Source organism: Klebsiella sp. F11, assembly GCF_056712265.1.
On record NZ_CM160060.1, the window covers coordinates 2,934,935 to 2,954,438 of the forward strand.

General features: G+C 59.6%; 18 protein-coding genes. 9 read left to right on the forward strand and 9 right to left on the reverse strand.

What is annotated here, in order from left to right:
- Positions 1-83 precede the first annotated feature (83 nt).
- The 5 genes from AC1M2H_RS14610 to AC1M2H_RS14630 all read right to left on the reverse strand — a co-directional run bounded on the left by AC1M2H_RS14610 (position 84) and on the right by AC1M2H_RS14630 (position 4,177).
- Positions 84-1,001 (reverse strand): bestrophin family protein, encoded by a 918-nt coding sequence (locus AC1M2H_RS14610; RefSeq protein WP_480147866.1) that lies wholly within the window; start codon positions 999-1,001, stop codon positions 84-86.
- 242 nt (positions 1,002-1,243) lie between these two features.
- A complete protein-coding gene (locus AC1M2H_RS14615) occupies positions 1,244-2,119 on the reverse strand; it encodes an oxygenase MpaB family protein (protein ID WP_480147867.1) in 876 nt (291 codons plus the stop codon).
- 131 nt (positions 2,120-2,250) lie between these two features.
- Positions 2,251-2,682, reverse strand: a complete 432-nt coding sequence (locus tag AC1M2H_RS14620) for an OsmC family protein (RefSeq protein ID WP_480147868.1) — start codon at positions 2,680-2,682, stop codon at positions 2,251-2,253.
- A gap of 79 nt (positions 2,683-2,761) precedes the next feature.
- Positions 2,762-3,253 carry a GNAT family N-acetyltransferase gene (locus AC1M2H_RS14625; RefSeq protein WP_480147869.1) on the reverse strand — a complete coding sequence of 164 codons (492 nt, stop codon included), beginning with the start codon at positions 3,251-3,253 and terminating at the stop codon, positions 2,762-2,764.
- 33 nt (positions 3,254-3,286) lie between these two features.
- On the reverse strand, positions 3,287-4,177 hold the full coding sequence (locus AC1M2H_RS14630; RefSeq protein ID WP_480147870.1) for a LysR family transcriptional regulator: 891 nt from the start codon (positions 4,175-4,177) through the stop codon (positions 3,287-3,289).
- A 113-nt stretch (positions 4,178-4,290) separates the two neighbouring features.
- Between AC1M2H_RS14630 and AC1M2H_RS14635 the strand changes: the two genes are divergently transcribed.
- The 4 genes from AC1M2H_RS14635 (at position 4,291) to AC1M2H_RS14650 (ending at position 9,375) form a co-directional block, all read left to right on the forward strand.
- Positions 4,291-5,142: a Vmh family MBL fold metallo-hydrolase gene (locus tag AC1M2H_RS14635; protein WP_480147871.1), complete on the forward strand. Its 852-nt coding sequence runs from the start codon at positions 4,291-4,293 to the stop codon at positions 5,140-5,142.
- Positions 5,143-5,300: 158 nt separating this feature from the next.
- Positions 5,301-5,441 (forward strand): stationary-phase-induced ribosome-associated protein, encoded by a 141-nt coding sequence (gene sra, locus AC1M2H_RS14640; RefSeq protein WP_480147872.1) that lies wholly within the window; start codon positions 5,301-5,303, stop codon positions 5,439-5,441.
- 175 nt (positions 5,442-5,616) lie between these two features.
- Positions 5,617-7,314: an NAD-dependent malic enzyme gene (locus AC1M2H_RS14645; RefSeq protein WP_480147873.1), complete on the forward strand. Its 1,698-nt coding sequence runs from the start codon at positions 5,617-5,619 to the stop codon at positions 7,312-7,314.
- Positions 7,315-7,662: 348 nt separating this feature from the next.
- Entirely contained in the window at positions 7,663-9,375 is a 1,713-nt protein-coding gene (locus tag AC1M2H_RS14650) for an ABC-F family ATP-binding cassette domain-containing protein (protein WP_480147874.1), read from the forward strand.
- A 55-nt stretch (positions 9,376-9,430) separates the two neighbouring features.
- Here the strand turns inward: AC1M2H_RS14650 and AC1M2H_RS14655 are convergent, their stop codons facing one another.
- From AC1M2H_RS14655 to AC1M2H_RS14670, 4 genes are all read right to left on the reverse strand, one after another.
- Positions 9,431-10,030 carry an inorganic diphosphatase gene (locus tag AC1M2H_RS14655; RefSeq protein ID WP_480147875.1) on the reverse strand — a complete coding sequence of 200 codons (600 nt, stop codon included), beginning with the start codon at positions 10,028-10,030 and terminating at the stop codon, positions 9,431-9,433.
- Between the two features lie 287 nt (positions 10,031-10,317).
- Positions 10,318-11,322: an IS110 family RNA-guided transposase gene (locus AC1M2H_RS14660; RefSeq protein WP_480147876.1), complete on the reverse strand. Its 1,005-nt coding sequence runs from the start codon at positions 11,320-11,322 to the stop codon at positions 10,318-10,320.
- A 421-nt stretch (positions 11,323-11,743) separates the two neighbouring features.
- On the reverse strand, positions 11,744-12,313 hold the full coding sequence (locus AC1M2H_RS14665; protein ID WP_480147877.1) for a hypothetical protein: 570 nt from the start codon (positions 12,311-12,313) through the stop codon (positions 11,744-11,746).
- Positions 12,314-12,373: 60 nt separating this feature from the next.
- A protein-coding gene (locus AC1M2H_RS14670; RefSeq protein WP_480147878.1) for an IS5 family transposase occupies positions 12,374-13,179 on the reverse strand; the annotation gives its coding sequence in 2 pieces (ribosomal slippage) (positions 12,374-12,826 and positions 12,829-13,179; 804 coding nt in all).
- Positions 13,180-13,482: 303 nt separating this feature from the next.
- Here AC1M2H_RS14670 and AC1M2H_RS14675 point away from each other — a divergent pair.
- The 5 genes from AC1M2H_RS14675 to AC1M2H_RS14695 are packed head-to-tail and all read left to right on the forward strand — an operon-like array spanning position 13,483 to position 19,495.
- Complete coding sequence (locus AC1M2H_RS14675) at positions 13,483-15,105, forward strand: TIGR04028 family ABC transporter substrate-binding protein (RefSeq protein ID WP_480147879.1); 1,623 nt, start codon at positions 13,483-13,485, stop codon at positions 15,103-15,105.
- A 10-nt stretch (positions 15,106-15,115) separates the two neighbouring features.
- Positions 15,116-16,060 (forward strand): ABC transporter permease, encoded by a 945-nt coding sequence (locus AC1M2H_RS14680; RefSeq protein ID WP_480147880.1) that lies wholly within the window; start codon positions 15,116-15,118, stop codon positions 16,058-16,060.
- Positions 16,057-16,908, forward strand: coding sequence for an ABC transporter permease (locus tag AC1M2H_RS14685; protein WP_480147881.1), 852 nt, complete (start codon positions 16,057-16,059; stop codon positions 16,906-16,908). The genes AC1M2H_RS14680 and AC1M2H_RS14685 overlap by 4 nt, the downstream gene beginning before the upstream one ends.
- Complete coding sequence (locus AC1M2H_RS14690) at positions 16,905-18,509, forward strand: dipeptide ABC transporter ATP-binding protein (protein WP_480147882.1); 1,605 nt, start codon at positions 16,905-16,907, stop codon at positions 18,507-18,509. The genes AC1M2H_RS14685 and AC1M2H_RS14690 overlap by 4 nt, the downstream gene beginning before the upstream one ends.
- Positions 18,506-19,495 carry a putative FMN-dependent luciferase-like monooxygenase gene (locus AC1M2H_RS14695; protein WP_480147883.1) on the forward strand — a complete coding sequence of 330 codons (990 nt, stop codon included), beginning with the start codon at positions 18,506-18,508 and terminating at the stop codon, positions 19,493-19,495. Before AC1M2H_RS14690 ends, AC1M2H_RS14695 begins: the two co-directional genes overlap by 4 nt.
- Positions 19,496-19,504: the final 9 nt, after the last annotated feature.

The following is a 19,504-nucleotide window of genomic DNA, read 5'->3' on the forward strand; positions in this document are numbered from 1 at the left end:
ACAATCAAGGCCGAATCTGTATAATCAATGTTATCTATCACACATTAGATTTAACTTATTTAACATTGGCAGCGCGGCGGGGATCAGGTCAGGTTGTAGTAGCGGTCGGGCTGAAATTTTTCCAGCAGCGGATGCTGTCCGGTCATATCCAGCAGATTGCGCTCGATGGTGTTGCACATTGCGTTGAGCGGCAGATCGTTGGCGGCGACGCCGAACGGATCCTCCAGCTCCTCCGCCAGCGAATCCCATGACAAAAAGGTGTAGGAGATAAAGACCGAGACAAACGGCGTCATATAGTGCAGGTCGCCAACCAGCGCAAACGGCAGCAGCGTGCAGAACAGATAGACGGTACGTTGTAAAATCAGGGTGTAGGCAAAAGGCACCGGCGTCGTCGCTATACGTTCGCAGCCGCCCAGCACGTGCGCCAGCTCATCGAGCTTATTATCCATCAGGCCGTAGGTGATATCGCTGACCTTCCCCGCCTCGCGCAGCTGGCCCAGCTCATTGCCTACCAGCAGCAGGATCCGGTTAGTTGGCATCGAGCTGGCGGTAATTTCCGCCACCGCCTCGCGCGGCAGCAGGCGGTGAAGGTCGGCGCTGGGATCGGTGTTGCGCAGCTGGTGTTTCAGGCTCCAGCTAAAGGCAATCAGGTAGCTGGCGATTTTTTTATGCGTCTGGGCGGCGGCGGGCAGAATATTTTTCAGCTGGCGCATAAGCGTGCGCTCGGCAATTAATACCGTTCCCCACAGGTTTCGCGCCTCGACGTAGCGGTTGTAGCCGGCGCTGTTGCGAAAGCCGAGAAAAATGGCGATGGCGATGCCCAGCAGGCTAAACGGCGCGACGGTTAAATGGATCCCCAGCTGCTCGTACCACTGATAGCTAATAATCGCGATAATCGACATCAGCACGTTGAGCAGCAGGCGAAAAACGATTTTTGACAGCACCGAGCCGTGCCAGTCAAACAGGCGAAGGAACCAGTGTTGTTCTGGTCGGATAATCATTGTACTACTTCCTGATGAATGCCATTGAGCATGGCTTAATATTATCTATTACGCCACTGGCTTATTTTATTGAGCACTAACACGACAAGGCGTTAATTATCTACCACTCACCAGCGATGGATTAATGGCCGGCTGATTATGGTCTCTTTTTATTTACCCGGCAATATGCGGTCCCGGCTCCGGGCAATAATAAAACCGCAGCAGCGATAACCACTATATTAACCGGGTTAATGGTTGCCGGTTTATAAAACGCCGCCGTTCATCCGGCGCATCGCGCAGTGCCAGGCGCCGTTACGCACCGAAGCGCGCAGCACGCGGGCAATGCCGTGCACCGCCAGCCGGGTAGAGTGCCGCTGCAGGCGACCCATCCTGAGGGAGAGCATCTCCTGCGCCCAGGGCGGCAGCAGATCGACTCCCGCGCGCATCATCAGCTGGCCCACGGGCTGGCTCAGCCGTCCGGGCAGGCGGGTGGCAAACAACACCCGGGCGACCTCCTGAGTGCGTTCGTCGCAGCGCAGGCGCGGACGCATATCCTGCAGATACTCCGCCACCTGCCGCGGCGTGACGGGAATATCCCGCGCGCCGAGGCGGTGGGCAATCTCTGCGGCCTCGGCGAAATACTGCGCCTGGCGCGCGTCGCTCACCACGGTTCGCCGGTAGCGCAGATGCGAGGCCATAAAGCTGCTGCACTCGGCAACGTGTACCCAGGTTAATAGCGCCGGGTCGCTGGCTTCGTACGGCGTGCCGTCCCGATCCTGCCCGCGCACCTGCAGATGAATCGCCCTGATCTTCGCGATCAGCCGCTCGGCGTCAGCGGTGGTGCCAAAAGTAGTCGCCGAAATGAACTGGCTGGTACGCCGCAGGCGGCCAAAGATATCTTCGCGGAAGTTAGAGTGATCCCAGACGCCGGCCAGCGCCAGCGGGTGGAGCATCTGCAGCAGCAGCGCGCTGATGCCGCCACAGAGCATTGAGGTAAAGTCGCCGTGCACCGGCCAGATAGCCGAACGCGGGCCAAACAGCCCCGGCTCGCCGGGCGGGTGTTCAAAATCAATCTCTTTCAGCGCCATGCCGGTTAAACCCAATACCTGCGCTTCAATCATGCCGCGTATGCTGGTCATTGCTGTGCCTGTTCCATTGCGTAACAGGCAAAACATACCACTATTCGACGGCGGACTCATTTGCCGGCACAAAATGCACGGTGCCCGCAGGTCGCGGGCACCGTGGACGGAAATAGCGGAGGGAGTCGCGGTTACGGATTGAGCTGATAATCCAGGCTCACTTCGGCATTAAGCACCTGCGAAACCGGGCAGCCGGCCTTCGCTTTGTGAATGATGCTTTCGAAAGCCGCGTCGGCGATGCCCGGCAGGACGATCTTGCTCTGCAGCGCCACCCTGGTAATGGCGAAGCCGCCGGCGGATTTATCGAGAGTCACGACGGCGACCGTATCAATCGAGGTTGGCGTATACCCTTCTTCACCCAGCATCAGCGATAGCGCCATTGAGAAGCAGGCCGCATGGGCGGCGCCGATAAGCTCTTCCGGGTTGGTGCCCTTGACGCCTTCAAAGCGGGTGTTGAAGCCATAAGGTTGCTGGTCCAGCGCCCCGCTCTCCGTTGAGACGGTTCCTTTACCGCTTTTCAAATCCCCTTCCCAGTGCGCTTGACCTTTCTTATGAATTGCCATGGATTCGCTCCTTTTTTGACGTTAAAGGAGTAAGTATAGGAGCGGATGGCGGATTCGGCCTGCGTCATTTATCTCGTTGTCATTTTTCCCCGCCGTCCGGCGCGATATTCTTACTCATATTGACGCCGGTGATCCCAAAGCCGCTGGCCTCATACAGGTGACGGGCGCGGGCGTTATCCCCGGCGACCCGCAGCTTTATCTGCATGAAGCCCTGCCGCCTGAGATCGTTTTCCAGCGCCGCCATCGCCTGTTTGCCCAACCCCTTCCCTTGACTGTCGGGGTGAATATAGAAGTCGCAAATAAAGGCGGAACGCATGTCGGCATCCGGCTTATACCACAGGTAGCCCACGTGCCGCTCGGCATCCCCGACGCGCTCAATCAGGCAGAGTAACACCTGGCCCGGCGTGCTGGCGCCGTCGGGGAGACTCCCGGCGATCTCCCGCTGCGCCTGAGCGTAAGCATCCGCAGGTGAAAGTCCATAATTATTAGCGATTTCAGCGGCATAATCAGGGATAAAGTACGCAAGATACGCCGCGTACTCGGCCTCCTGCATCGGTTTAAATACCATCATGGTTCCATTCCTTTAGTGAAGAGTCCGACAAAGCTACGCGTTCGCGGGCTGCGCCAGCCGCTGCTGAATGTCATCGAGAAACAGCGGCAGCGCGCTGGGCTGGTAGTCGCGTGAAAGATAGAGACCGAAAACGCTCAGCGGCTTCGGCGTCCAGCCGGGCAGGATCGGCTTCAACTCCCCGCAGCTCAGCGCGCGCTGGGCCTCAAGCTCGGGGAGCATGGCAATACCGCAGCCGGCCACCGCCGCCTCCAGCAGCAGCGAGGAAATCCCGGCGCTTAAATTTCCCGTCACCGCCACCGCCGCGTTCTCGCCTTCGGGGGAGATAAACTGCCAGGTCTGGGTGGCGAAGTGGCTGTAGTGCAGGCAGTTGTGCCGGCTCAGGTCGTCGGGCGTCTGTGGCTGGCCGTTCAGCTGCAGCCAGCGCGGGGAGGCGCAGAGCACCGACCGGCAGACCCCCAGCCGGCGGGCGATGGCTCCCGGCTCCGGGTTATCGGTGATGCGGATGGCGACGTCGATGCGTTCGCCGATCAGGCTCACCGGATGGTTATTGATATCCAGCTCAAGGCGCAGCTGCGGGTAGCGGGCCAGAAAATCCGGCAGTAGCGGGGAAATGAGCTGCATGGCGGTAAAGTGGGCGCAGGCCACCCGCAGCGTACCGCTGGGCACCGCCCGCGCGGTTTGCCCGGCAATTTCGTCCGATAGCTGCGTCAGGCTGCGCGTTTTTTGCAGCACCTTCTCTCCGGCGGCGGTAAGCGTTAGCCGACGCGTGGAGCGGTGGATCAGGCGGCTGCCGGCCCAGTGCTCCATCTGCTCAAGATAGCGGCTGACCATCGGCCGCGACATGCCCAGCGCCCGCGCCGCGGCGCTAAGGCTGCCGAGCTCGCAAATGCGGATATATACCCTGGCGGCGATTATTCGATCCATACGTCGTTTCCATCTGCACGTTTTATGAAACTCAGCATCTCTTTTTTCAGGAATTTTCGCAAATCGGGAAATGCGTAAAATAGCGTTATTCACCCGACATTGAGAAAACAATCATGAAACTATCGACCCTTGCCATCGCCACCGCCCTGTTCAGCAGCGCCGCCTTCGCCGCGCCGCTGCAGCTGCAGACCTACAACCCGCAGGATAAAGGCATTTTCGCCGTCAACTCGACGCTGGCCTCCGGCCCCCACGAAGCGGTGCTGTTTGACGCCCAGTTCAGCGTCAAGGATGGCGAAAAGCTGGTTGAGATGATCCGCAAAAACGGCAAGCCGCTGACCCGCATCGTGATCACCTCCGGCGACCCGGATTTCTACTTCGGCCTCGAGCCGCTGGTTAAAGCCTTCCCGCAGGCGAAAATCGTTGCGACGCAGGAAGTGGTCAATCACATTAACGCCACCAAGGCCGCGAAGCTGGCCTACTGGGGCCCGCAGATGAAAGACGGCGCCCCGCGGCAGGTCTATGCTCCGCAGGTCATTGAGGCCGGCACCTTTACCATCGACGGCGAGAAGGTCGAAATCCGCGAGCCGAATAGCTACGCCGCCTTCGTGTGGATCCCGGCTAACAAAGCCATTCTGGGCGGGACCGGCGTCGCCTGGGACATGCACGTCTGGACTGCCGATACCCAGACCGCCGAAAGCCGCCTGCAGTGGCGCAAAACCCTCGACGACATGGCCGCCCTGCATCCGCAGCAGGTGATCCCGGGACACTATCTCGGCACCCCGCCGGCGGGCGACCGCGCGATCGCCTTTACCCGCGACTATCTGCAGCAGTTTGAGCAGGCGCTGAAGAACCATAAAGATTCCGCCGGGGTGATTAAAGAGATGAAGCAGCACTGGCCGAAGCTGGCGGAAGAGAGCTCGCTGGAGCTGAGTGCGAAGGTGAACACCGGCGAGATGAAGTGGTAGGCGCGGACTGTTCCTAATCCGCGAAGGTGAGGTTGCCATTGGTGAAAATATAGACCACCATAGATAGCGCGGTTCGGTTAACGGGCCGCCGTTAGGGTTACATTTCGTCCGGTTACGCCGGGCTTGTCCTTGAAACAGAAGTGGATTAAGGAGTAAGAATGAAATCGAACCATCAGGCACGTCATCTTCTCGGTCTGAACTATAAGCTGTCCCAGCAGAAAAAAGTGGTGCTGGACGGCGACGAGGAAACCACCGTCAACCACGTTCACGCCACCGGCCGTAAACGCCGCGCGGGCTGATTCCCCGACTGAGTGATGATAAAAACACCGTCCTTTCGTCAGGATGGTGTTTTTTTTTAACGCTATCTCCCCTCTTTAAACAGCAACTGCTCTATACTCTGCCCGCAGCATTCCCCGCCAGCCCGCTCGTCTATCGCCGCGCCGGGCCTGAAGCGATTATCAAGGAGTTAGTGCGATGCAATTCACCCATAAAAAAAACCGTTCCCTGTACATCCCCTACGCGGGCCCCGTCCTGCTCGAGTTTCCGCTTCTTAACAAAGGCAGCGCCTTCAGCGCCGAAGAGCGCAGCAGCTTCAACCTGCTGGGCCTGCTGCCGGAAGTGGTCGAAACCATCGAAGAGCAGGCCGAGCGCGCGTGGATCCAGTATCAGGGATTCAAAACCGAGATCGACAAGCACATTTACCTGCGCAACATCCAGGACACCAACGAAACCCTGTTTTATCGCCTGATTGGCAACCATCTTGAAGAGATGATGCCGGTCATCTATACCCCAACGGTCGGCGCCGCCTGCGAACGCTTCTCCGAGATCTACCGCCGCGCCCGCGGCGTATTTATCTCCTACCAGAACCGGCATAACCTCGACGATATCCTGCAAAACGTGCCTAACCACAACGTGAAGGTGATCGTGGTCACCGACGGCGAGCGTATTCTCGGCCTCGGCGATCAGGGAATCGGCGGGATGGGGATCCCTATCGGGAAGCTGTCGCTGTACACCACCTGCGGTGGCATCAGCCCGGCCTACACCCTGCCGGTGGTGCTGGACGTCGGAACCAACAATCAGCAGCTGCTCGACGACCCGCTGTATATGGGCTGGCGTCACCCGCGCATCACCGATGACGAGTACTATCAGTTCGTTGATGACGTTATCCAGGCCATTAAGCATCGCTGGCCGGACGTGCTGCTGCAGTTTGAAGATTTTGCGCAGAAGAACGCCATGCCGCTGCTTAACCGCTACCGGAATGAAATCTGCTCGTTCAACGATGATATCCAGGGCACCGCGTCGGTCACCGTGGGTACGCTGATCGCCGCCAGCCGCGGCGCCGGCAGCCAGCTGAGCGAACAGAAAATTGTCTTCCTCGGCGCCGGTTCCGCGGGCTGCGGTATCGCCGAGCAGATCGTCGCCCAGATCCAGCGCGAAGGACTCAGCGAGGAAGCCGCGCGCCAGCGCGTCTTTATGGTCGATCGCTTCGGCCTGCTCACCGACGCAATGCCGAACCTGCTGTCGTTCCAGAGCAAGCTGGTACAGAAGCGGGACAACCTGCTGCAGTGGGATACCAGCAGCGACGTCCTCTCGCTGCTGGACGTGGTGCGCAACGTCAAGCCCGACATTCTGATCGGCGTTTCCGGCCAGCCGGGGCTGTTCACCGAAGAGATTATTCGCGAGATGCATAAGCACTGCCCGCGGCCGATCGTGATGCCGCTATCGAACCCCACATCCCGGGTGGAAGCAACGCCGCAGAACATTCTCAGCTGGACCGACGGCGAAGCGCTGGTCGCTACCGGCAGCCCGTTTGCGCCGGTGACGCTGAAAGGCAAGCAGTACGTGATTGCCCAGTGCAATAACTCTTATATCTTCCCCGGCATTGGTCTCGGGGTGATCGCCTCCGGCGCCTCGCGGGTCACCGAGGATATGCTGATGGCCGCCAGCGAAACGTTGGCGAAGCACTCGCCGCTGGTGAACAACGGCGAAGGCCCGGTGCTGCCGGAGCTGAAGGATATTCAGACCGTGTCGCGCGCCATCGCCTTTGCGGTAGGTAAAGTCGCCCAGGAGCAGGGCGTGGCGGTGAAAACCTCCGCCGAGGCGCTGCTCCAGTCGATCAACGATAACTTCTGGCAGCCGGAGTATCGCAACTATCGCCGGACGTCGATTTAAGCGCGATTCATCTGAATCGCAGCGAACACGGCGGGCCCAACGGGCCCGCTTTTTTGTCCCATCCCCCCATTTTTAGCCGCTGGCTAAAGCCGCGTTCTCCCTCTACACTGCCTGCACCTGTCAACTAACTGAATAAAAAAGGAGGATCCCATGCCGTACTGTGAAATGTTTAATTTTTCACATACATTTGGCGATCGCACCCCCTCAAGCGTTATCGGTATCGTGCTGCGATAACTTTAGCTTGAGCGAAGAAACCAAACTTTAGTCCCCTTCCCTCGGGCTTACCGGGTTATCGTCAGCGATGTTTGACGAGGCATTCTCATGCCTGTAACTCTTGAGTAAGTCACAATGAGCACACTCTTAACCGCACAATCTCTGTACGTTGAAATGCCGTTTGGCCCGTTATTCAACGATCTCTCCTTTACCCTCAAAAAAGGCGACCGCATTGGCCTGATGGGCTACAACGGCTGCGGGAAAAGTACCCTACTGCAGGTACTCGACGGCACGCTTACGCCCAATTCCGGCCAGGTGGCGCTGGCTAACCACTGCCTGCTGGCCCGGGTGGAGCAGCATCTGCCGCAGGCGCTATTGGCGCAATCGCTGGTGCAGGCGGTACTGGCGCGCCTACCCGCGGCGGATCGGGAAAACCATCGCTGGCAGGCGGAGCGACTGCTGGCCGAAATGGGCTTTGACGTCGGCGGCTTCGATCGGCAGGCGGCCACCCTCAGCGGCGGCCAGCATACCCGGCTGCTGCTGGCGCGGGCCCTGATTCAGCAGCCCGATCTGCTGCTGCTTGACGAGCCCGGCAACCATCTCGATCTGCCGACCCTGCTGTGGCTGGAAAGCTTCCTGCAAACCTGGCAGGGGAGCTTCGTGGTGGTGTCACATGACAACCTCTTACTGGATGCTGTAACTAATACCAGCTGGATCCTGCGCGACAACAGCATGCACGCCTTCTCCCTCCCCTGCAGCGCGGCCCGTCAGGCGCTGGAGGAGCAGGACGAAAGCGATGCCCTGCGCCATAAGGCCGAGCAAAAGGAGATCGACCGCGTCACCGTCAGCGCTAAACGCCTGGCGGCCTGGGGTCAGGTCTATGACAACGAGAGCCTCTCGCGCAAGGCCAAACAGATGGAAAAACAGGTGCAGCGTCTCCAGGAGAACCAAACCAGCGTCACCGACGGAACGCCGTGGCGGCTGGCGCTACACGGCGACGCGGTGCAGGCCGACCGGCTGCTGGAGATGGAACGTCTGCCGGTGCCGCCGGCGCCGGGGCTGCCCGCCCTCTTTACCACCGGGCTGGCGCGGCTGAAAAGCGGCGATCGGGTCGCCATCATGGGCCGCAACGGCGGCGGGAAATCGTCGCTGCTGCGCCTGCTGTGGCGACAGCTGCAGCAGCCGGCACCGGACGCCGGGCTGCGTCTGCATCCGCGCCTTAATCCGGGCTACTATGACCAGACGCTGCAGCAGCTGGAGGATAATCATAGCCTGCTGGAGGCGCTCGAAGCCTTCGCCCCGGCGGCGGAGGCGCGGAAACGCGCGCTGATTGCCGCCGGCTTCGGCTGGGCCCGTCACGGGCAGAAGGTCAGCACTCTGAGCGGAGGCGAACGCTCCCGGCTACTGTTTGTCGGGCTGTCGCTGGCGCGCTATAGCCTGCTGCTGTTAGATGAGCCCACCAACCATCTTGATATGGAAGGCAAAGAGGCGCTGGCGGCTACGCTGCGGGACTACCCCGGAGGCCTGCTGCTGGTGAGCCATGACCGTCAGCTGATCGCCAGCAGCTGTAACCGCTTCTGGCTTATCGACGATCAGGGTCTCAGCGAATGGCATGATGTGGACGAGGTCTATGCCCGGCTGCGTAACATTACCGGCCATTGCGAACGGCCAGCGCGGGCACCGGAGGCGGTGATGCGCGCAGAGGAGAGCGATGCGCTGCTGGAACGGCTGATTAGCCTCGAACGGCGCCTGGCTGAAGATATGGCGCGCAGGCCGAAGCATCAAAAACCGCAGCTGCAGGCGCAGTGGCGTAAGGAGATCGCAGACATCAATGCCAGACTGAGTTAAACGCAAACCCGCCCGGCCCGAGGCGTCAAGCCAGGGCCGGGCTTCGTTTAGTCTATTACTGCGGCTTTTTCGCTTTCCAGGCATCCCATGCCTGTTTAATTTCCTGCTTCGCCGCCGCAGCATCGTTAAAACCGTTCAGTTCGACCTTTTTGCGGCCATCCGGCAGCTGCTTATAGACCCGGAAGAAGGCCTGCAGGCGCTCCTGCTCAATTTTCGGCAGATCGCTGATGTTCTTAATATCATCATAGGTTGGGTCAATTTTGCTGGCCGGCACGGCGATGATTTTATCGTCCTTCTCACCGCCATCGATCATCTTCAGCACGCCAATCGCCCGCAGCTTAATTAAGGTGCCGGGCGCCATCGGCGCGCGGGTATAGAACACCACATCAAGCGGGTCGCCATCGCCGGCCAGCGACTGGGTCAGCGAACCGTAGTTGGCCGGGTAAGCCACCGGCATCGACTGGAAACGATCGGCGATGATAAACCCGGTTTTGGCGTCGGTTTCATATTTGATAATGCCGCCGGTCGGAATTTCGGTGACCGCGTAAAACTCCTCCGGATTGTTTTCCGGCTGCGGGAAATCCAGCACGTTGTCGGCCTGAGCGGCGGCGGAGAAGAGCAGCGTTGCGGCGAGGATGTTTTTTACCAGATGCATTGGGTTATCACTCTGTTGTTATAGGAATCTATGGTCACTCCCGTTTTTGCAATACCGATACTGAAAATATTGTTGGCTTGCATGAATCTATCCGGCGTCTGAATGGGTTGTGTATGCCCGCGCCCCGATGAGTTCCGCGCCTGACGAACCTTATAAATTGAGCGACCTTAATCAGCCATTCCTATACACAGGTTTTTCGTCGGGCCGGTTAGCCGTTAATATCATCAATAATCAGTATTCGCAAAACCAGGTGAGTCACTGTTCAGACATGTAAATACATCCGATAATTACGCCTCAAAACACTGCTTTCGGGTCGTCATCGCCCAGGCAATCCTGGCCAGTTTGTTTGCCAGAGCACAGGTCACGACAAAATTATTTTTCCGCAGCAATAATCCCCTGACCCAGTCGGCAAGCTTCCCTGTCCGGCTCTCCAGCGTCCGCAGATAGACCCGGGAACACTGAACCAGCAATGCCCGCAGCCTTTTATTTCCCCGTTTACTGATGCCCGTCAGGGTAGTCCGTCCTCCCGTGCTGTACTGCCGGGGCACCAGACCTGTTGAGGCAGCAAAATCCCGGCTGCTGCCATACTGTTTACCATCTCCCAGTTGAGTAGAAAGCAGGCTTGCAGTTAAAGGACCGACACAGGGGATGGAGAGTAAGTGCTGGCCGGCATCGTCTTCGCCGAGCGATATTTGCAGTTGAATCTCCAGATCTTTAATTTGCTCAACAAGATAATCGTAATGTTTGCGCAGTTTTTCCAGCAAGCCGGTTATGTAAGGCGGAAGATTGTTTGTCTCCATGATTTCTGCGAGTCGCTTTATCAGCGCCGGACCTTTTGGTGCGCTCACACCAAATTCCAGTAAAAATGCCTGTATCTGGTTTGTGGTTTTGACCCTGTCGCTGACCAGAGATTCTCTGACCCGGTGCAAGGCATGCATAGCCTGCTGAGATTCTGTGCGGGGCCTGACAAATCGCATGGATGGTCGTGATGCTGCTTCACAGATGGCTTCTGCATCAACAAAGTCATTTTTATTCGTTTTAACAAATGGGCGAACAAACTGAGGGGATATCAGCTTTGGCGTATGCCCCAGTTCGAATAGTTTACGCACCATGAAATGAGCTCCACCGCAGGCTTCCATTACGACGGTTGTCGCCGGGCATGTTGCAAGAAATTCATACAGTTTTTGCCTGGTAAATTTTTTTCGATAAATCGCTTTACCGTGCTGATCCTGACAATGAATATGAAAGGAATTTTTACCCAGGTCGATACCAATAAGTGCAATGTTTTCCATGATGCTTCTCCGAATTAAACCTGTTTTCAGCATAGTGCTCAGGAAGAGGGAGTGACCATCTCATTAATTGTCCGCTAACAGCCTGCCGGTCGGCCATGAAAGGAGTATGACCAATTGATGTCATAAATATTAACAGCCATAGTTCTGCCAAAATAACGGAATTTTTGCTATCCACTACCATTTACACAGCATCTTTAACTAATAAATATGAATTAAACGGCATGAAGATTAATCATTAGTGAGCGTTATTCATAGAGAACGCGACGTAATTTGTCCTTTATATCAAGGAGAAAGCATAAGAGCTGCCGTTGTCACTCACGACCAGCAGGTCAACGTAATGGAAAAAACGCGGCGCCCCCTGCAACATGAAGCGCTGCTGAATTTACGCCTCTCCTCGCCTGGGGAGAGGCGTAAATTCACGCTAAACGCACGGCCCGGTCGCGCAGCCGTACATCATGTACAGCGGGAACAGCGGCACCAGCGGGATCAGCGCAATCGTCCCGAGGGTCGAAATGGTTTGCGTTCGATCGTTGATCGAGACCACCACCGGGCGGGAGAGCCGATATGACTCTTCCAGCTCGCCAGGAACCGCTTCCGTCCAGTAGCCGCTCGCCTTAAACAGCACGCCAAGATGTTCGCTATCCAGCGCCGTCGCTCTGTATTCATTGGTTAATACCGTCTGCTGCGCCGCGTCCAGTTTGCGCTTATCAAGCACCACCAGATATTCCGCCACCACCTCATGTTGCTTAACCGCAAAGTTTACCCGCACGCCCGAAGCGACTTGATTAAAGCGCTGGTAGAAGGTGCTATAGCGCTGATACTCCTGCGGAGCGCCGTCCCGATAAAACCGATAGGTGTATTTATTGGATGCCGCAATAACGCCGGTTGAGATCGGCTTAACTGTGGTGATCGTATCGGTCGGCGGTAAATTCGGCGCCGCGGCGCAGCCGGTTAATATCACCACCGTCAGCGCCAGTAAATATTTCCGCATGACCCTTTCCCCGTTTAGCGACATTCATTTGTCAGCCGGTAATTTATCAACCTTAAGAGCCTATCCCAATAGGATTTTGTTCCAGACAATGATGCCGCAGGCAAAATGCAACATGGCCTCGTAATTTTCGGCCTTCTTTTCCCATCGGGTCAGAACCCGGCGAAAGCGATTCATCCAGCTATGAGTCCTCTCGACAACCCAGCGATGGGCTTTGAAGTCGGTGTTTTTACCTGCATCAGACTCCTCTTTACGGGACTGGATATGCGGCTCGTAGCGGCGGCTCTGTAGATACGTTTTCAGCCAGCCAGCTTCGTAACCTTTGTCCAGGCAGAGTCTGAGTTTTTGCCCCGGACGCCCCGTCTGAAGTGCATCGAGCGTATCTGCAACCAGTTTGATATCGTGCGTGTTCGCTGCTGCAACAACCAGCGACAGAGGAAGCCCGTTGGCGTCTGTCAGCAGGCTACGCTTTACGCCTTGTTTCCCTCTGTCCGTGGGATTACGGCCTGTTTTTTTGTTCCTGACAATGGCGATTTGGTCATACAGCCGTCCATCGACAGCCAGGACCAGTCAATGCCGTCCAGATGTTCGCAGGCAAGCAAACCGTTCTGCCAGAAGCGTTCGAAGACTCCCGCATCGCGCCATTCCTGGAAGCGTCGGTGTGCAGAACTCGATGAACATATCCCGGTGGCGTTCAGGGCGTTCCACTGGCAACCGGTCCTGAGGACGAAGAATATGGCATCCATGGCAGCACGGTTATCAACGCGTCTACGATGAGTCCCCAGTGGGTGGCTGGTTTTATGCTCCGGGATGAGTGGAGCCATTTTTTCCCATAGTTCGTCGCTGATCTGCCACTTGCTACCCGCCATACATTCCCCCTCAGAAATTACCGTAACGTATTATACGATAATTCCTTTTGGGATAGGCTCTAAGTCTCATCTCAATCTTTTTATAAACTTATGAGATTAGTGCCAGCCAAAAAATAAAGTCCCCGAAATGATTCACGCCGCAGCAAGGCTGCCTCAGGCGCGTGGCCGTCGCCGGCGCGCGTGCTGCCGAAGCGATGGCGGATATTAATGCTTTTTATGCACATGCTTAGCGCAATTCCTTTGTTCCTTTGTTAATAACCGCGCCCGATGATGGCAACGCAATAGATAACAAAGGAATTCACCATGCAAAGCCGTTTTCGCCTGCCCGCGCTGGCAGCACTCTTTTTATCAGGCGCCTTTTCAGCCTGGGCCGCCGATACGCCGATTAAAGGCGGCACCCTGATTTATCTTGAGCAGCAGCCGCACACCAACCTCTATCCACCCGCCGGCGGCTTCTACCCCAACGGCGGGATCCTCAACCAGATCACCGATAAGCTGACCTGGCAGAACCCCAAAACCTTAGCGGTCGAGCCGTGGATTGCCGAAAGCTGGAGCACTAACGCCGACAAAACCGAATATACCTTCAGGCTGCGCCCCGGCGTCACCTTCTCCGACGGCACCCCGCTGGACGCCAACGCGGTTGCGAAAAACTTCGATACCTACGGACTGGGGGATAAGGCCCACCGCCTGCCGGTCTCGGAGGTGATAAACAACTACGATCGCAGCGAGGTCATCGACCCGCTGACGGTAAAGTTCTATTTCAAAAAGCCCTCTCCCGGCTTCCTGCAGGGCACGGCGACCATCGGCTCGGGGCTGGTGTCGCTTAGCACGCTGCAGCGCAACTTCGAAGAGCTCGGCGATGCGCGCAACATTATCGGCTCCGGCCCGTTCAGTGTTAAGGATGAAAAGCCGGGCCGCGAGCTGACGCTGGTGGCGCGCAAAGATTACCGCTGGGGGCCGAAAAACCTGCCGCAGCAGGGGCCGGCGAACCTCAACGGCATTACCTTTATCGTCACCCCGGAAGATAGCGTGCGCATCGGCGCGCTGCTGGCGGGCCAGGCCGACTTTATCCGCCAGGTTCAGGCCTACGATGAAAAGCAGGCCACCGACCAGGGCTTTACCATCTACGCCGCGCCGACTCGCGGAGTGAACGATAGCCTGAGCTTCCGCCCGGATAACCCGCTGGTTTCCGACCTGCGCGTTCGCCAGGCGCTGCTGCATGCCACCAACGCGAAGCAGGTCGTCGAGACGCTGTTTTCCGCCAACTATCCGCAGGCCACCTCGGCCATCGCCAGCTCGGCGGCGGGCTATGTCAACCTCAGCGACAGGCTAACCTTCGACCCGGCGAAGGCCAACGCCCTGCTGGACGAAGCGGGCTGGAAGACGGCCGCCGATGGTATTCGCGCCAAAGATGGCCAGCGGCTGGCGCTGACGGTCTATGAATCGCTGCCGCAGCCGCAAAATAAAGAGGTGCTGCAGCTGGTTGCTCAACAGTGGCGGCAGGTCGGCGTGGTGCTCAGCGTCAAGGCCGGAGACGCCGGCAGCCGGACCCTCGATAACCTCGATCCGCTGAAAACGCCGCTCACCGTTTCCGAGGTCGGCCGCGCCGATCCGGACGTGGTGAAAAGCATGTTCTTCCCGGGCAACCGCGATGCTCTGCTGCAAAAAGGCGGCTCCAGCGACAAGGTGCAGAGCTTCCGCGACGATAAGCTCAACGCCCTGCTCACCGCCATCTCCGCCGAAGTTGACGCGCAAAAGCGCCTGCAGCTCACCGGCGACGCCCAGCGCTATCTGCTGGATAACGCCTACGTAATCCCGATCTTTGAAGAGCCGCAGGTGTTTGCCGGGGCGAAATGGGTGAAAGGCGTCAGTTTTGAAGCGGTTGGCCGCCCGTCGTTCTACGGCGCGTGGCTCGACAAGCGTTAAGGAGCCGATGATGAGCCGCTATCTTCTAAGCCGGCTGGGCCAGGGTTTACTGGTGCTGTGGGCGGCGTTCACCCTCTCCTTCGTGCTGCTGCAGGTTCTGCCGGGCGATGCGGTGCTGATCAAGTTCCAGAATCCGGATCTTGGCCTCAGCCCGGTGCAAATTGCCGAAATGCGCCTCGCCTACGGCGCCGATAGCCCGCTGTGGCGTCAGTATTTGCACAGCCTGCTGGCGATGCTGCGCGGCGATTTTGGCTACTCGCTGCAGGCGGGGATCGCGGTCAACGCGCTGCTCGCCAGCAATCTTCCGCAAACCCTGAGCCTCGCGTTTCCGGCCTTTATCGCGGCGATCGCGCTGGCCTTTACCCTCGCCTTCGCCGCGCGGCTGCCGGGACTACGCTGGCTGAGCAACGCCCTGCAATCGCTGCCGGTGCTGTTTATCTCCCTGCCCACCTTCTGGCTCGGCATCGCCCTGATTCAGCTGTTCTCCTTCCAGCTGCGCTGGATCCCGGTGATCAACCCCGGCCCGCTACAGGGGCTGATTCTGCCGATTATTGCCGTGGCGGTGCCGATCTCCGCGCCGCTGGCGCAAATTCTGCTGCGCAGCATGGATCAGGTTGCCGCGCAGCCCTTTGTTGCCGTCGCCCGGGCCAAAGGGATGAGCGAAACCGGCGTCCTGTGGCGACACGTCATCGGCAACGCCCTGCTGCCGGTACTGAACATTGCCGGCCTGCTGCTCGGCGAACTGATTGCCGGGGCGCTGATTACCGAAACCGTATTTGGCCGCGGCGGGCTCGGGCAGCTCACCCAGCAGGCGGTGAATAATCAGGATATCGCCGTGTTGCAGGCGGTGGTGATGATCTCGGCCCTAGGCTTCGTGCTGATTAATCTGCTGGTCGATCTGCTGATGCCGCTGTTCGATCCGCGCCTGAAACCGCTTGCCGGAGGTGCCCTATGAGCCTGGTCGATTACGCTATCGCCGCCCACCGCCGGACGTTTAGCCGGCGCAGCCTGCGCCTGCAGCCGGGGCTGTGGCTGGCCTGGGCGGTCATCGTTACCGCCGCCCTGCTGGCCGTCGCGCCGCAGCTTTTTACCTCCTGGAATCCGCTGGAAGGGATACCCGGCGCCCAGCGCCTGCCGCCGCAGGCCGGGCACTGGCTCGGCACCGACCAGTTGGGTCGCGACCTGTGGGCGCGAATTGTTTACGGCGCCGTGCACTCCCTCAGCGCGGCGCTGGCGGCGGTCGCCATCGGGCTGATCGTCGGCAGCGCGCTCGGCACCCTTGCCGGGGCCGCCGCCGGACGCGTCGAGTCGGTGGTGATGCGGCTGGTTGACGTTCTGCTGGCGATCCCTTCGCTGCTGCTGTCGCTGACGGTGATCATTATCCTCGGCTTCGGCACCGTTAACGCCGCCGTGGCCGTTGGCGTCGCGGCGATTGCCAGCTTTGCCCGCCTGGCGCGGGCGGAGGTGGTTCGCGTACGCCATAGCGATTACGTCGAAGCGGCTTACGGCAGCGGCGGGACCTTCTTCGCCGTCTTCTGGCGGCATATTCTGCCGAATTCGCTGACCGCGGTGCTGGCCTTCGCCACCCTGCAGTTCGGTCAGGCGATCCTCGCGCTCTCCACCCTGAGCTTCCTCGGCTACGGCACTCCGCCCCCGGTCCCGGAATGGGGGCTGCTGATTGCCGAAGGGCGCAATTATCTTGCAACCGCCTGGTGGCTGACCACCTTCCCCGGCGTGGCGGTGGTGGCGGTAGTGCTCGCCGCCAACCGCATCAGCCGTCAATTTAGCGGAGAACGCGCATGAACGTATTAAGCGTCGAAAACCTGCGCATCAGCTACCGTAGCGGGCAGCAGTGGCGCGAGGTGGTGCATGGCATCAGCTTTAGCATCAGGCGCGGCGAAATGCTGGCGTTTGTCGGCGAGTCCGGCTCCGGCAAGAGCACCACCGCCCAGGCGATTATCGGCCTGCTGGCGGATAACGCTCGCCGCGACGGCGGACGGATCGTCATTAACGCCGAGGATATCAGCGGCTGGTCGGCAAAACGGCTCGATAGCCTGCGCGGCGCGCGCATCAGCCTGGTGCCCCAGGACCCCGGCAACTCGCTGAACCCGGTGCAGACCATCGGCGCCCAGCTCGGGGAGATCCTCCGCCTGCATCAAAAGGACAGCGCCGCCGGGCGCAGGCAGCAGGTGCTGGCGCTGCTGGAGAAAGTCGGCCTGAGCCATCCCGAACAGCGTTTTAACCAGTACCCACACCAGCTCTCCGGCGGCATGAAGCAGCGGGTGCTGATCGCCATAGCCATCGCCCTGAAGCCCGATTTAATCATCGCCGACGAGCCCACCAGCGCCCTCGACGTCACGGTACAAAAGCGCATTCTCGACCTGCTCGATACCCTGCGTCGCGAATCCGGCACCGCGGTGCTGTTTGTGACCCACGATCTGGCGCTGGCGGCGCAGCGCGCCGACCGCCTGCTGGTGTTTCGCCACGGCGAGATTCAGGAGCATGGCGCCACGGCGGAGGTGATCCGTGCCCCGCAGCACGCCTACACCCGCCAGCTGCTCAGCGACCTGCAGGGGCAAAACCTGACTATCGCCCCGGCGGGCGGACGCGGGCTGGCGACGTCGGCCATGCGTCTCGAAGGCGTCAGCAAGCGCTTTTCGCTGGGCCATTCGCATCTGCAGGCGCTGGATAGCGTGAGCTTTGCGGTGCGGCGCGGCAGCACCCACGCGCTGGTCGGCGAATCCGGTTCGGGAAAAACCACCCTCGCGCGGATCCTGCTCGGCTTTGAGCACGCCGATAGCGGCGAGATTGCCATTGACGGCATCAACGCCGGACATTTAAGCCGCGAAGCGCAGCGCCAGCTGCGGCGCAAAATTCAGTTCGTCTATCAAAACCCGTTCGCCTCCCTCGATCCGCGGCAGACGCTGCGGGAAATTATCGAAGAGCCGCTGAAGAACTTTGACCGACTCAGCCCGCCCCTGCGGCGCGCCCGCGTCGAGGCGGTTGCCGCCAAGGTGGCCCTCGCCCCTGAGCTGCTGGCGCGAACCGCCCGCGAGCTCTCCGGCGGCCAGCGCCAGCGGGTGGCCATCGCCCGCGCGCTGGTACTGGAGCCAACCATTCTGGTGCTGGATGAAGCCACCTCGGCGCTCGACGTCACGGTGCAGGCGCAAATTCTGGCCCTGCTGCAGCAGCTCCAGCAGCAGCTGGGGCTGACCTATCTGTTTATTACCCACGATCTGGCCACGGTGCGCCGCATCGCCCACAGCGTGACGGTCCTGCGCGCCGGCCAGGTTGTCGAACACGGCGAGGTTAGCCGCCTGTTCGCCGCGCCGCAGCACGATTACACCCGCGAACTTATCGCCGCTATTCCCCACTTTTCCACCCTAAGCAAGGAGGTTGCATGACGCGTAAACGTCTGGGCTTTTTCACCCGTTTGCTGGACGATGCGGCGCCGAAGGAGCGCTACCGCCTGGCGACCGAGCAGATCCGCCACGCCGAACGTCTCGGCTTCGATAGCGCGTGGATTGCGCAGCACCATTTCCATGAGCATGAGGGCGGCCTGCCGTCGCCGCTGGTGTTTCTCGCCCATGCCGCCGCGCATACCGAGCGTATTCGCCTTGGCACCGCCATCATTACCCTGCCGATGGAAAATCCGCTACGCGTCGCCGAAGACGCGGCGGTGCTGGATCTGCTCGCGGACGGGCGGCTTGAGGTGGGCTTTGGTTCAGGCGGCACGGCGACCTCCTTTTTACCGTTTGGCTTGACCAGCGAACGGCGGGCGGAGGTGTTTGCCGAACACCTGTATCTGATCCACAGCGCCTGGCGCGGCGATTCGCTGACCCATCCGGATAACCATCTCTACCCGCCGGCGCCGCAGCTCGCCGAACGCATATGGATTGCCACGTTTTCCGCCGAAGGGGCCATCCGCGCGGGCCAGGCCGGTCACGGGCTGATGCTCTCCCGCACCCAGCCGCGCCCCGTCGGTCAGCCGCGGCTGCCGCTGGACGCCATCCAGAATCCGATTATTGACGCCTACCTCAACGCTTTGCCGGCGGGCGTCGCGCCGAGGATCCTCGCCTCGCGCACCGCGTTTATTGCCGACAGCCGGCAGTACGCCCTGCAGGTGGCGGAGCCGGGTCTGCGCCGTCAGGCGGCGGCGCACCGCGCTGCCGGACATCAGCTTATTGGTGACACCGTCACCGATTATCTCTCTCAGCTGGATGCTCACGTCGGCGACGTCGAGCAGGTGCAGGCTTCGCTGGCGCAGGATAGCGTGCTGGCGCGGGTGACCGATATTTCGTTCCAGGTCCACTCCGTTGAGCCGGCGCATCGCGACACGCTGCGCTCCATTGAGCTGATCGCTCAGCATATTGCCCCGCAACTACAGTAAGGAGTCACC